The following is a 13633-nucleotide window of genomic DNA, read 5'->3' as shown; positions in this document are numbered from 1 at the left end:
CAAACTCTATATTTTTGCCCGTAGCGAAAGAAACGTATTTACTGCATTAATGCTAAGAGCTGAATAAATTATAATTTAAATAACCTGAGCCAAACGACGAATCCCATCAACAATTGCCTCTACCGGATGATTTGCAAAACCAATCAAAATCCCCTGTCGTGATACATCGCTCTGGTAATAACGACTTAGTGATAGTATTCCCATCCCTAGTAATCTGGCTTGCTCCTCAACTTCATTTCCGGTTAATCCGTTTTGTAGCCAGCACACAATATGGACGCCAGAGTCAGAAGGCTGCACAATCATTTTATCAGCCAGGTATTCTTGAATAGCATTGACCAGCGCAGTTCTTCTTTCATAGCATGCCTTACGAATTCGGCGCACATGACTGGCATAGTGACCATCCTCAATAAAATTCGCCATCACAGCCTGTTCAAGATAACTGGTGCCAAGATCGGAAAAATATTTCGTCACCATAATCTGTTCTTGTAAACCCGGCGGGACAACTAAAAAACCTAAACGGAATTCCGGGTACATCATTTTAGAAAATGTTCCGGCGTAGATTACGCGTTGATTCTGATCTAATCCTTGCAGAGCTTGTAAAGAACGGTCGGCATAACGGAACTCGCTATTATAGTCATCTTCAAATATCCATGCCTGATTCGACTTCGCCCATTCCAGCAACTCAAAACGCCGGGATAAACTTAACGTTCCACTTAATGGATATTGATCCGACGGGACGACATAGGCCAGCTTAGCGTCAGGAAAATGATCAATACCATAGCGGACGTTCATTCCCTCGCTATCTACCGGTACCGGCCTCACCATCGCGCCAACTGACATGAAGGCTCCGCGAGCGCCTTTGTAACCCGGGTCGTCCAGCCAAACGTCACTTCCTGCCGACAGCAATGCTCGTGCAGTAATGTTCAATGCCTGTTGAATACCATTTACGATGATTATCTGATCTTCGTTACAGTTCACTCCACGCGTTGTTTTAATGTAGCGGCAAACCGCTTTTCTCAAAGGAAGGTACCCGCAAGGATGAGTGTGAGCGCCCAGTTGATGCCGGGATTGTCTCCAGACACGTTGCAGTAGCTTTCCCCATAACGCATGCGGGAAGAGATCCGTACACCCGACACCAACCGCAAATAGGCGGTTCATGCCGCGCCCTTCATACTCATTTGACCACAAATCGCGAACAGGATTATTTCGGCTGTGAACCTGTTCATCAGGCGAGACGACGCCCCCCGACGCCATCTTTGGATAGCTATTGCTGATACTCCGATCCGGAATATTATGTGAGACATATGTTCCAGACCCTTTACGGGTCAGGATATACCCTTCATCTAATAGCCTGTCATAACCGGCGATCGCTGAGTTTCGTGAAATTGACATCATCTCGGACAATGCCCTGGTTGACGGCATTTTTGTTCCTGGCGGCAATCGCCCTTCGAGGATGTGATCGCGGAGGATGTGGTAAACCTGCTCCTTAACCGCGCCTTTTCCTAAAACAAATCCTTGAAATAAAGGCGCATTGTTTTTCTTCATTGTATTAACCTTTATACTAAAAGTGGATCCTATCAATATATCGAAAGTGTCTCTTTACGAGAATTTATAAAGTTCTTAGTATCATCATACTAACACATTACTCGTATAAAATATCAGGATATATATGACTAACATGAATACCGTTACTATTGAAAGTGCAGAACAAAAAGACTACGCCTGCTGGCTTCCTTTATGGATAAACTATCAAACATTTTATCGCACTAAAATTTCAGATGAAGTAACAAAATTAACGTGGGAGCGTTTCCTTACCCCGAGCGAACCTGTTTATTGTGCTGTTGCCAAATATGATGGAAAAATAGTGGGACTGGTGCATTATCTCTTTCACCGTTCAACATGGGCAGAATCCAACTATTGCTATCTCGAAGATTTATTTGTTAGCGAAGAGGTACGTGGTCAACATATCGGTAAACAGCTTATCGAGTATGTCCAACAACAAGCCAAAAAACACCACGCGTCAAGATTATACTGGCATACGCATGAAACCAATCTCCGTGGACAACGTCTGTATGACTGGGTGGCCCAAAAGAGCGGGATGATCGAATATCGTATGTAAGGATAATAATACTCAGGATAGTATTTAATTATTCAGTACTAAAAATAAGCCTCTGAGTAGATATACTCAGAGGATGTCTCGGTGACAAATCCCCCCAACCTGAATAAGATAAGGAAAAAAACCAGCGATAAGCAAATTCTTGAGAATCAAAAAGGTAAAGAGCCAGCATGGCAACGATAAAGGATGTTGCAGAGTTAGCGGGAGTGTCCACCGCAACAGTTTCACGTGTTATTAATCAAACCGCATGGGTTGAACCCGTGACGCGTGAGCGTGTTGAAAAAGCCATGCGCGAACTGAACTATCATCGCAATGCCGCCGCTATTGCATTAGCGAAACGCAGCGGTGACATGCTCGGGTTATTGACCGGCAACCTTGCCGATCCCTTTTTTGCCAGGCTTGCCCGAGGCGTGGAAGAAGTATCACGCCAGCAGCAATTTCGGCTGATGGTATGCAGCGGTGGCCACGATGAAGGAATGGAAAAATCAGGACTCGATTTTCTGATAAACCAGGGCTGTGAAGCTATTGTGGTCCATGCCAGTAGACTGTCTGAAAAGGAACTGTTGCGATATGCCGCTCATTTTCCTGCCATGGTGGTCGTGAACCGCTATATTGCCGGGATGGCCAATCGCTGCGTGTGGCTGGAAAATAGTCAGGCAGCTAAAACAGCCACGCTACATCTCCTGGAACAGGGGCACCGTTGTATTGCCTGCGTGACAAGTGATTTACCGATTATCGATCGCCGTGAGCGGCTGGAAGGCTATCGCCAGGCGCTGGCCGAATATGGCATTACGCCAGATAAAAACTGGGTGATTAGCGTGCCCTTTAATGAAGAAGGTGGCGAACGCGCTGCACACCAGCTGCTTAATTGCGGCATTCCTTTCACCGCAGCAGTGACGTTTAATGATGTAATGGCCGCCGGGATTATGCGCATCCTCCATCAGCAGGGAATTACACTTCCGCAGCAGCTTTCGATCGTTGGATTTGATGATGTGGTGATGGCCCGCTATCTCTACCCCGCACTCACAACAATGCATTATCCCGTTGAGCGCATGGCTCGCTGCGCTTCGCAGCTGGCGATACAGCTTTTTAAGGGCGCAACTCAGCGTCCCAGCGTGAATAGTTTCGCTGCGGATTTAGTGATCCGCGATTCTGTTCTTCCCCCCTCTCTCTGAAATCAATGTGTAAATCGTCAAGCCCCTGAATTGTGACCGACTTCAAGTTTAACGCCTTCATGTAATCGCTTACATGAGGGCCAATGAGCGATCACAGTCAGGCAAAAGGGTGTTCTCTACTCTTGAGCGACCTTACAGACTGGAGATTCATGAATGAATGCCTCTCAAAATCAGAAAAAAACACTCTCATTTGGACTGGCAGTGATCCCTATTTTAGCCATGCTACTGCTGCTAATTATTGGCTACGGCATCATGGGGCTACGTATTGAGCCCTTGTTGCTATGTTCTGCTGCAGTCGCCGCGGGCATGGCCTGGTGGCAAGGGTATTGCTGGGAAGACATCATTAATTCGGTGGTTGATAAACTCGCCAAAGCAATGCCAGTTATCATGATTCTTATCTGTGTTGGCGGACTGATTGGTACATGGATGTTCAGCGGCACCATCCCTTACATGGTGTACTGGGGACTTAAACTCATCAGCCCCGAATACATTCTCATCGCCGCCTTCTTTTTGACCAGCGTCGTATCGGTGTGTACCGGAACCTCCTGGGGTTCCGCCGGAACGGTTGGCGTAGCATTGATGGGCGTTGCCGCCGGACTGGATGTTTCGATGGCAGCAGCGGCAGGTGCCGTTGTTTCTGGCGCTTACTTCGGTGACAAGATATCGCCGCTGTCAGACTCCACCAACTTTGCGGCCATTGTTGCAGATACCACCCTTTTCGAGCATATCCAGCACTTATTGTGGACCACTATTCCCAGCTTTCTGCTTGCCGCCGTGGTTTATCTTATTGCCGGCCACAGCAATATGCTCGGCGAGGTCGCCACGCCACAACGGGTTACCGACATTGTCAACGCTCTGGAGTCGCTATACCACTTCAATATCATTCTGATTTTGCCGCCGGTTATTGTGTTGTGGGGCGCAATTCGTAAAAAGCCGGTCATTCCTTTAATGCTGAGTGCATGCGTATTAGCCCTGATTCTGGGCGTTGTCATGCAAGGACTCAGCATCAAGCAGGGACTGGATGCCTTTATAGATGGATTCAACATTACTATGTTCCCGCAAGGGAGTGAGGGCATTATTGCTGATGTTCCGCGCCTGCTGAACCGCGGCGGAATGTTCTCAATGATGAGCACTATCCTTCTGGTATTTTGCGCATTCTCTTTTGCCGGTGCCTTAACGTTAACCGGCGCACTCAACATTATCATTAACCGCTTACTGACGGTCATTCACAGTGTCGGTCAGTTAATTGCGGCAACCATTGGTACCACCCTTCTGGTGACCGGAGCGACAAGCGACGGCAAGCTGGCTCTTCTGGTTCCAGCTGAACTGTTTAAAGACGCATATCGTCGTATGGGACTGGATACCAAAAATCTGTCCCGCACCATTGAAGACGCTGGCACCGTCATTGAGCCGTTGTTGCCGTGGACCGCTGCCGGAGTTTATATGGCCACGACATTAGGAGTGAGCACGCTGGATTTATTGCCATGGGCGATTCAGTGCTATGCCGCAATCTTCTTCGCCTTGATTTACGGTTTCACGGGAATCGGTATTGCGAAGGCACCATCAGTGGCAGAAACAGAAAAAAATATCACGGCAACAGAATAGGGAGAGCATGTAATGGATTTTAATAAGATTATCGATCGTCACGATACCGCCTCGCTGAAATGGGACTTTATGGCGCGATATTTCGGCGAGGATACACATCAACTGTTGCCAATGTGGGTGTCTGATTTTGACTTTACTTGCCCGCCCGCTGTTCAGGAAGCTTTAACTCATCGCGTCGGGCACGGTATTTTTGGTTACAGCGAACGACCACAAAGCTACTTTGATTCATTAATTTCATGGTTCTCAACCCGGCATCAGCTGGAAATCAAGCAAGAGTGGATCTGCAGTATTGAAGGTGTTGTCCCGGGATTATCGCTACTCGTACAAATGCTGAGTCAACCCGGTGAAGGCGTGGTCGTTCAGGGACCTTATTATGGCTCATTCGCTAAAATTATCTCTCTGAACGGCAGACAGCTGCTGGAAAATCCGTTGTATGAGGACCCGGCTACCGGTTATCAAATGGATTTTGCCCACCTGGAAATGTTATTCCGGACTGAACGTCCACCATTAATGATTTTATGTAATCCGCATAACCCAACCGGTCGTTGTTGGTCTGCACAGGAGCTGGAACAGCTACTTACGCTATGCGAGACCTATGATGTGACGTTGCTGTCTGATGAGATATGGGCAGATTTATTGCTTCCTGGAGAACAATTTACTTCAGTTCTGCATCTGGGAGAACGCTGGCATTCGCGTGTAATTTCAGCCACTTCAGCCAGTAAAACGTTTGGTTTGTCGACATTGCGTATTGCTAATTTTCTGATACCGGCACCGGCATTGCGTGAACACTTTTTACGCCGTCTGGATGCGCATGGACTTGATGTATTCAATGCGCTATCCGTCGAGGCGAGTACGGCTGCATGGCAACATGGTGCGCCATGGTTAGACGAGTTACTTGGCTATCTGGCTGAAAATCGACGCTGGTTTATTCAACAAATTGATGAATATCTCCCATGGGCTCGGGTTGTTCCTTCCCAGGCAACGTATCTACTGTGGATAGATTGCAAAGCGCTTGGACTGGATGATGAGCAGCTCAAATGGGTAATGCTTGATGTTGCCGGTATTGCGCCTTCAATGGGAAATGGCTTTGGTCCTGCTGGAAAAGGTTTTATCCGCCTGAACATGGGATGTCCACGCGCCTACCTCGAAAAAGCGGTAGAGGGATTGAAGCGTATTGCATTTACATCCTGTTGAATCTGCTCAGTAAACGAATCGGCCCTGGCGCAGGGCCGCTCGATATTATCAGCCATTTCGACGAGGCCTGATTAACGGCCTCTGAACTACCAACCAAGAATGGCGATACGGAGAACGTGGTGCTGTTTTAAAGGGGCTCAAAAGCACGGGGGTTATTGTCATGATGCGCTGCCCTTTCTGCCGCACGGCGGCCCACGTTCGCACCAGCCGCTATATGTCTGACAGCGTCAAAGAGAGTTATCTGCAGTGCCAGAATGTGCACTGCTCGGCGACATTCAAAACGCATGAGTCCATCTTTGAAGTGGTACGCTCGTTGGTCGTCGATGAGAAACCCGCGCCGGCGCCGACAGCACCCGCCGCTCCACGTCAGGTGAAAGGCTGTTACAGCTCACCATTCCGCCACTAATCAGGAGAGACAACCCGTGACCACTCTGACCTTAGAGCAGGCGTTTGAGGCCTGTCAGACAAACAAAACTGCGTGGCTGAACCGTAAAGCTGAATTGGCCGCCGCACTGGCACCAGAACTGATTGGGATTAAGAACCAGCCCGCGATGATAAAAAACCGTGCGCTTGACCGTTCGATGGCATATCTCCGTGAAGCCCTTTCCATCTGGCTGACCGCAGGAAATGACATTAATTATTCTGCACAGGACAGCGATATTTTAACGACCATTGGATACAGGCCTGACGCGCCTTCACGGGATGATAATCGTGAAAAATTCACCCCGGCACAGAGCATGATTTACACCCGCCGACGCGCCGGACTGGCCGCGCAGTAGCCTGTCAAAAAATCCCCGCAAATCCCGCTATTTTTAACGAAATAAGCCATGCATCCATAAGGTGCATGGTTTTGCATGCGTTTTCCCTCCCCTGCCCCTCTGCCTGCGCCAGTCGCGGCGCGGCCTGAGGCCACCTTTGCACCTGCATTAAAAGCGGTTCCTTAAGCGGGCAGGCGTGGCGGGGAGAGCATTGCGCCACCTCCTATATATTTAAAGATTAGGATTATTTTTAAAAAACTGTCCTATTGTAGATTTAAAATTGGCCATAACTGGGTGTTCTTTATTCCTAAGTTGAGAAATCGTTTTAAAGTATTTTGCATCAAACTGCCTTAATATCTCTGCAATAGCTTTCTTCGTTTCAAGATCAATTGTGGCCTGATTATCTCTTGCATAATATACAAAACTGCAAGCAACCCGGAATGGATAATGCCTATTGTTTTGATTTATAATCAAACTAGATGCAAACTTTAATCTTTCAATAATTTCTTTTGTATTATCAACAAGATGAGCGGTTTCAATAACTAAGCGTGCGTACTGACAGTTTACCCAATCAAAATTGTAACGACGATCCTTTGCTAAGGAAATAGTTGTTTTAATGTATGTCTTAGCATCATCGTATTCTTTGATTGAAAGTTTTGCTATTGCAAATTGCAACCAGAAATGATGATTTCTGCTATTATCAGAATATAATCGCACCCTATCATAAAAATCATTGATAATGAAGCAATTCTTTTCTCCAAATAACTTTAGCTGATTTGAAAAAACATTAATATCTTTCATTAAGTCATAATACTTTCTTTCATAAGAAGAGTATTGATTTAATTTCCCGTAGAATTCAACTAAAAACTTCAAGAATTCATTTGAATTGGTCTCCACCTTAGCTGCTAGAATATGCTTAGCTAAAACTGGGTTTTTTAAAACAACTAATCCTTGTGAGTTTTTTTCTAGTATTTGAGATGTTGTTTCATCCTTTAAATACTTAACTTTATCTATTCCCCTGGCAGAAGTTAGAGTTTGGATATCTATACTATCGAACTCGTAACCTAAATATGAGGCTATAGAGCAAGCAAGCAAACATTCTTCAAGTTCACTATCCTTTCGCACTTTACTTAATAACTCATTAATCCTTTCAGTAATTTGCGGCGCTTTTAAAATATCTGCTAAAATAAGAGACATTTCTCTGCGGCAATTTTTAGTTAGATAATCAAGCTTCTGTTTTTCATTCAAATTTGAACGTTCACCAAAAAGGCCATTTGACCCCATGATATTAATTATTGCAGTAAGCTCTTCTTTGGTCAAATAATTAACATCCAATTCGAAACTAGACCATCCGAGATCATCTAAATTTTCAACATATATCTCTTGCAGCTCAGTCCTGCAAGTAAGAATGATTTTGATATTATCGGTATTCATTGCACCGAGTAACTGAAGAGATGGAATGTATCGATGATAGTTTTCAATAATCAAAACAGGTTTTTTTTCTTTCTTTAAATTCTCTATCTCGGCAGATGTTATATCCTTACTATTATTCAATGAGAATACTGTGTATCCGAGAGACGTCAGGTACTCTATAGCTCCTAAGCAAAACATAGATTTGCCGTTTGCTAATTTTGAGTGGACAACTACACATGAGTGTCGTTTTAGATCATGATCTAAATCTTTTATTTTTCTTCTGAAGATATAATAATTTGAGTTGCCAGATAATATAGAATCTTTTATAGCTGATTGTTTCTCACTACCATACAAGAAAAGAGAAATAATATCTTTTGTTGTAACACTAGAGTCTGGTATAACGGAATCATAACGATGGACATTTTCATATCTAAATTCTGACGTTACAACTCCTAATACATCTATTGAATTTTTTAACCCATTTAAAAAACCAGCTACTCCTATCTTCAATACACTTCCATATTTACTTAATTTTTTATGAAGGCTCAAAGACGGTTTTTCTTCTGTTATGAAAACACATTTACGGTTAATATCTGGGTTTTCAACTAGAATCTTCTCAATGTCAAGATCGTACAAAGAATAACCTATAAAAAATACACGATCACACTCTCTTAAATCTGCGTTGAAAACAGTCTTCCATTTACTGTTAGTAAACATTTGTGTCAAATAACTAGTTTCAGTTAACTTAAATTCACTATCAAACTTACTTAACTCCATCTTTTCTACGAAACCATTCAAATGAATGCAGGATATTTCTCCAGGAATCATTAGAGATGGCTCATCGTTTATTAACAATGAATGAATATTTACTTTTTTTTCCCTAAAAGTTTGCTCAATTAGATCATCATAGTTTGTGGTATAAAATCTCCGCCACCTCATTTTAGTTAGTACTGAATAATCAACATTTGTCGATTTAACTCTAAATGTATCAGATATTATTTTAAAAAGAGCCTCTTTACCAAACTCATCGATATAATCTTCAGAGGCCTGTTTAAGTTGAGGACGTTCCTCATCATAATCTAATTTATCTTGGAGTTGTGTAGCTAATTTATCTGCACTTGGAAATCTTTCGCCAGCAGCATTCTTTGCTTCATAACTAAACCCCGCCCCTAAGAAGAGAAAACAGTTTCCCTTTAAAGCATCATAATAAATTTGATCAAGTTCCATATTAAGTCCTGTTTACAATAGTATTAGAGTACCATTCCATCATATTACGTCTTTGAGAAAGATATTGAGCATGATTATACGTACCTCTAATCATGTTTTTATCAATGTGAGCAAGCTGGGTTTCTATCCAAGCCGACTCAAAGCCCTTCTCGTGTAAAATTGTTGATAAGGTATGCCTAAACCCATGCCCGGTTAATCGCCCAGCATAACCTATACATTTGATAACACGATTTATACTAGCCTCACTCATAGGCTTGTTCGGATCGTTCCGCCCAGGAAAAACATAACGATAGTTCCCTGTCATGATCTTGAGTTCATTGAGTAAATCTAACGCTTGAGTCGATAGTGGTACAAGGTGTGCCCTACGCATTTTCATCCTTTCTGCTGGAATTTCCCAAATAGCGTTATCAAGATCAAATTCTTGCCATAATGCCGCGCGTAATTCGATGGTTCTCACGCCCGTTATCATCAGTAATTTCGTTGCAATCTGGACAAGTTTACTCCCGGAGTACCCCTCTAAGGCGCGCAGAAAATCAGGTATCTCATCAGCTTTTAGGAATGGGAAATGATTGGATTGGTGTACTTCGAGAGCGCTGGAGAGATCAGCCGCAGGATTGTACTCCGCCCTACCCGTTGCAATTGCGTAACGAAACACTTCGGAACAACGCTGCCGCACTTTGCGCATTTTCTCCAACGCACCACGTTTCTCAATTTTACGCAGTACGTTCAGCAGCTCTAGCGGTTTAATCTCTCCCACTGGCCTTGTTCCGACATAAGGGAAAATGTCGTTCTTAAACGCTTCCATGATGTCTAATGCATAACCTGTCGACCATTTAGCAGATTTAAGTTGGTGCCACTCTCTGGCTATGTTTTCGAAGGCGTTCTCTGACTCTATTTGCAGAGCCAACTTTTGCTCTTTTCGAACTTCGCTCGGATTCTTTCCTTCTGCCACAAGTTTTCGAGCTTCATCACGACGAGAACGAGCATCGGCAAGGGTGATCGTTGGGTAAACGCCAAGCGAGATCATCTTAGGTTTACCGGCATAGCGATAACGGAACCGCCAGCTCTTGCTTCCATTAGGTTCTATAAGCAATGACAAGCCTTGCCCGTCCCCAAGCGTATAAGGTTTATCTTCAGGCTTAGCGCGGCGAATCTGCATATCGTTTAAAGGCATGTGTATAGGAATCCAAGACCGAACAGGAACATATACACAATCCTATACACATTCTGTATCGGATTCTAGCGGATGGTTACGGAAAATGATGGACTAAAAAGCAGTAAAATCGTTATAAATCAGGGTACTTATGGATGGATACGGACGTTTGGGGAAGTTGAAATGGTGCCGATAATAGGAGTCGAACCTACGACCTTCGCATTACGAATGCGCTGCTCTACCAACTGAGCTATATCGGCCCTGATAAGGACATGCCCACGAATGTGAACACGGGGTAGAAGGTTAAAACTAACCGGGCGATGCGTCAATGGCCTTGCGAATCAAACGCCTAATTTTGCATCATCCGGTTTCAATAACGCACGAATCGTGTCGTCACAGGCTTCCTTGTACGCGGCAAGGGTATTCTATAACCAGCGGCGAACACGCTGCTCATAGCGTATCCATTCCGGCCCGAAATGTTTTCGCAGTTGTTCCTCTTCAAAATCAATATGTAATCTGGCAACCACCAGTATAAACAGCGGTGCAGCCAATATTCCAATCAGGCTACCGACGTAGAGAGAAAAAGCTAACTGGAGTCCACTCATTCCAAGATAGATTGGATTGCGGCTCCAGGCATAACATCCGCCAGTAATAAGTGTGGTCGATTTCTCTGCATGCAGTGGGTTTAGCGTCGTACGTTTCTTCCGCATCTGCCACGCGGTATGCAGTATCATCGCCAGACTGACGCTAGCCAACAATGCACTTATTACGATAGTCACCGCGCCAAATGTGAAACGCGGGATCGCCGTCAACGCATCCGCGATGAGGAATAATACCAGGATGAGTGGTGGTGGAAGCCAGACTCTTAATTTTGTCAGGAAAGGACGCATGGCTACGGGCTACCCTCAGTACCTGTTTGATTAACGCTGATATCACTATAAATACCCCGTTTAAGATACATAAACAAACGGTGCATACTTCACTGTAGGACTTTTTACTTAACCAGACAGACAGGCAGCGATGCAAAGACGCCAATACCAGAGGCGTCTGCCCCTGGTGTTCAGGAAAAAATCATGCTGCAGGCCATGTCAGCTCAGAGCACATACTCGTTTAAAGGTTTTACCCTTCATATGTAAAAACCGTGTCAAAAATGAATTACGTAGATAAAGGTGAATCCGACGCTGATTCAAACAAATCTACAGACTGCTGGTAATACCGGATAAAATCATTAAATGTCACTGGCGGTAGAAACTGATACCCCTGCAGATAGTCAACATTATTTTTTCCCAGCCATTGTTGCTGATAGTCATTTTCAACGCCCTCGGCCACCGTACGTAACCCCAGAAGTCCTGAAAGGTGAGTAATTGACTCGAGCATAGGGATATATTGATCAACCTCTTTAATTTCCTTAATGAAGCTTTTATCAATTTTGATTACATCCAGGTCCAACTCATTGAGATAGCAGAGATTAGCGTATCCAGTACCAAAATCATCCAAAGCAAACAACACACCTTTATTTCGTAACGAACGAATAAGTTCTTTGATTGCAGGAGTGATCGTGAACGTTTGGTTCTCTGTTATCTCTATCATCAATTTTATCGGCAGACCTTGCGTTATCTCCATAAAATTAAGGCATTCCCAATAGAATACGGGATTATTTAAACCTGACGGACTGACATTAAAAGAAACGAACAGAGTTTTATTAATGCTTGCGCCTCCAGAGACCAGATTGCGCGCAACAGCGGTCATTAAATAGCTAGTTAACTCATTGATTAAGCCACTTTTTTCAGCCAATGGAATAAACTCTCGCTGAGAAATAGCATAGTTATGTCCCTGTGGCCAACGAGCCAATACCTCAACACCACAAACGTCGCCCCTGATATTCACGATGGGCTGAAAATAAGGAATGATCTCCTCATTCCTTATTGCCATACTCAGTCTACTAGTATCCGAAACATCATATGCGTCAGTGTAAACTGCATCCCCATTCACATTATTATTGATTATAGAGCTTTCATTTAATAAATTATTTCGGGTTAAAAAGATAACAGTTTCATTAAAATTGGAAAAGCCGAGGCGAGCAGTAATTTTATCCCGATATCGATACACTGACTTAATTGTTAGCGAATTAGCAATACAGAAATCATGCAGTTTTTCTTTTGTGAATGATGAATACAGCATTTCTTCTTCAAATTCAGTCAAGTTAAAAGTAAACATCGGTGAATCTTTATTGACTTCCACATCTTTGTTAGGTGCCAATAGACTCTCTTTTAATTGAGCGATCAACTGCTCCGACAATTCACCCCCATTGATAAAGGAATAGTCTTCATATCCCCGATTAACAGGCAGGGTTTCGCACATCCGCAGAACAATACAGTGTATGTTGATGAACTGTGTACTGTTTCTCTGAAGCCATTTTTTGACCAATAATAATGGCAACCGGTTATCGATCACCAGCAAGCAGGACGGATATTGCGACATAACTGACTGCGTGCCAGAAATAAATGTCCGTGCATCGATCAATACCAGATTTGGTAACCATGCTTTTATTCCTGAAAAAAGGAAAGTATCATAACTGAGCAGAAAAATTTTTTTCGTATTCATAGTTATCACCAACTTAAATTTATGGCATAGCAGGTCCCTCGCTCTATTCACGAGAGAATATACAACACCTTCGACCTCCAATAATCATAAGGCGATTCGTGATATAACTTTATCCATAAGCCATATCACGTAAATTCAGAATTTATAATCACAGTTATCCATATGAGTATTCTCATCACACCGTAAATTCCATTTAAAAATTGAAAAAGAAAAAACTCCATTTCTTAATCAGTACAAATCCCTTTACTCACTTTCACTTCATTACAAAACAAAAAGTTATAAATACAAAATTTACAAAACATATAACTACAATGACCAACAGAATAACATATTACCGTAGTTTATGCTGACCGACAAACTAAGAGAGGATGTCGTAGATCTTGTATTC

General features: G+C 43.6%; 11 protein-coding genes and 1 tRNA gene. 6 read left to right on the top strand and 6 right to left on the bottom strand.

The features are described 5' to 3' along the window. Positions 1-75 precede the first annotated feature (75 nt). Positions 76-1545: a MocR-like pyridoxine biosynthesis transcription factor PdxR gene (pdxR, locus tag OGY33_RS10220; RefSeq protein WP_191238833.1), complete on the bottom strand. Its 1470-nt coding sequence runs from the start codon at positions 1543-1545 to the stop codon at positions 76-78. A 124-nt stretch (positions 1546-1669) separates the two neighbouring features. On the opposite strand from pdxR, the gene OGY33_RS10215 reads away from it, so the two are divergent. The 6 genes from OGY33_RS10215 (at position 1670) to OGY33_RS10190 (ending at position 6869) form a co-directional block, all read left to right on the top strand. Further along, positions 1670-2119: a GNAT family N-acetyltransferase gene (locus OGY33_RS10215; RefSeq protein WP_191238834.1), complete on the top strand. Its 450-nt coding sequence runs from the start codon at positions 1670-1672 to the stop codon at positions 2117-2119. 167 nt (positions 2120-2286) lie between these two features. Next, positions 2287-3291 (top strand): LacI family DNA-binding transcriptional regulator, encoded by a 1005-nt coding sequence (locus OGY33_RS10210; protein WP_191238835.1) that lies wholly within the window; start codon positions 2287-2289, stop codon positions 3289-3291. Positions 3292-3444: 153 nt separating this feature from the next. Further along, a complete protein-coding gene (gene nhaC, locus OGY33_RS10205; RefSeq protein ID WP_008783827.1) occupies positions 3445-4896 on the top strand; it encodes a Na+/H+ antiporter NhaC in 1452 nt (483 codons plus the stop codon). A 12-nt stretch (positions 4897-4908) separates the two neighbouring features. Further along, the gene (locus OGY33_RS10200) at positions 4909-6090 is read left to right on the top strand and encodes a MalY/PatB family protein (protein ID WP_048236037.1); all 1182 of its coding nucleotides are present in this window, start codon (positions 4909-4911) and stop codon (positions 6088-6090) included. A 160-nt stretch (positions 6091-6250) separates the two neighbouring features. Continuing rightward, complete coding sequence (locus OGY33_RS10195) at positions 6251-6496, top strand: ogr/Delta-like zinc finger family protein (RefSeq protein WP_149607810.1); 246 nt, start codon at positions 6251-6253, stop codon at positions 6494-6496. A 16-nt stretch (positions 6497-6512) separates the two neighbouring features. Beyond that, positions 6513-6869 carry a phage polarity suppression protein gene (locus tag OGY33_RS10190; protein WP_149607811.1) on the top strand — a complete coding sequence of 119 codons (357 nt, stop codon included), beginning with the start codon at positions 6513-6515 and terminating at the stop codon, positions 6867-6869. Positions 6870-7079: 210 nt separating this feature from the next. Here the strand turns inward: OGY33_RS10190 and OGY33_RS10185 are convergent, their stop codons facing one another. The 5 genes from OGY33_RS10185 to OGY33_RS10165 form a co-directional block, all read right to left on the bottom strand. Then, positions 7080-9488 carry an SIR2 family protein gene (locus tag OGY33_RS10185; protein WP_149607812.1) on the bottom strand — a complete coding sequence of 803 codons (2409 nt, stop codon included), beginning with the start codon at positions 9486-9488 and terminating at the stop codon, positions 7080-7082. 1 nt (position 9489) lies between these two features. Then, positions 9490-10662: a tyrosine-type recombinase/integrase gene (locus OGY33_RS10180; protein ID WP_149607813.1), complete on the bottom strand. Its 1173-nt coding sequence runs from the start codon at positions 10660-10662 to the stop codon at positions 9490-9492. Between the two features lie 163 nt (positions 10663-10825). Continuing rightward, positions 10826-10901, bottom strand: a tRNA-Thr gene (locus tag OGY33_RS10175). Between the two features lie 165 nt (positions 10902-11066). Next, positions 11067-11531, bottom strand: a complete 465-nt coding sequence (locus OGY33_RS10170; protein WP_191238838.1) for a methyltransferase family protein — start codon at positions 11529-11531, stop codon at positions 11067-11069. 265 nt (positions 11532-11796) lie between these two features. Continuing rightward, positions 11797-13245 carry an EAL domain-containing protein gene (locus tag OGY33_RS10165; RefSeq protein ID WP_191238839.1) on the bottom strand — a complete coding sequence of 483 codons (1449 nt, stop codon included), beginning with the start codon at positions 13243-13245 and terminating at the stop codon, positions 11797-11799. Between the last annotated feature and the right edge of the window lie 388 nt (positions 13246-13633).

The organism is Citrobacter sp. Cpo032 (genome assembly GCF_030332975.1).
Lineage (GTDB): Bacteria > Pseudomonadota > Gammaproteobacteria > Enterobacterales > Enterobacteriaceae > Citrobacter > Citrobacter portucalensis.
The sequence above is the reverse complement of the archived record's forward strand: the minus strand, read 5'-3'. Positions and strand labels throughout refer to the sequence as shown.

Coding starts and splice junctions, on each gene's coding strand:
- OGY33_RS10185 (WP_149607812.1), bottom strand. CDS start 9,488: ATGGAACTTGATCAAATTTATTATGATGCTTTAAAGGGAAACTGTTTT.
- nhaC (WP_008783827.1), top strand. CDS start 3,445: ATGAATGCCTCTCAAAATCAGAAAAAAACACTCTCATTTGGACTGGCA.
- OGY33_RS10200 (WP_048236037.1), top strand. CDS start 4,909: ATGGATTTTAATAAGATTATCGATCGTCACGATACCGCCTCGCTGAAA.
- OGY33_RS10195 (WP_149607810.1), top strand. CDS start 6,251: ATGATGCGCTGCCCTTTCTGCCGCACGGCGGCCCACGTTCGCACCAGC.
- OGY33_RS10215 (WP_191238834.1), top strand. CDS start 1,670: ATGACTAACATGAATACCGTTACTATTGAAAGTGCAGAACAAAAAGAC.
- OGY33_RS10170 (WP_191238838.1), bottom strand. CDS start 11,531: ATGCGTCCTTTCCTGACAAAATTAAGAGTCTGGCTTCCACCACCACTC.
- OGY33_RS10165 (WP_191238839.1), bottom strand. CDS start 13,245: ATGAATACGAAAAAAATTTTTCTGCTCAGTTATGATACTTTCCTTTTT.
- OGY33_RS10210 (WP_191238835.1), top strand. CDS start 2,287: ATGGCAACGATAAAGGATGTTGCAGAGTTAGCGGGAGTGTCCACCGCA.
- OGY33_RS10180 (WP_149607813.1), bottom strand. CDS start 10,662: ATGCCTTTAAACGATATGCAGATTCGCCGCGCTAAGCCTGAAGATAAA.
- pdxR (WP_191238833.1), bottom strand. CDS start 1,545: ATGAAGAAAAACAATGCGCCTTTATTTCAAGGATTTGTTTTAGGAAAA.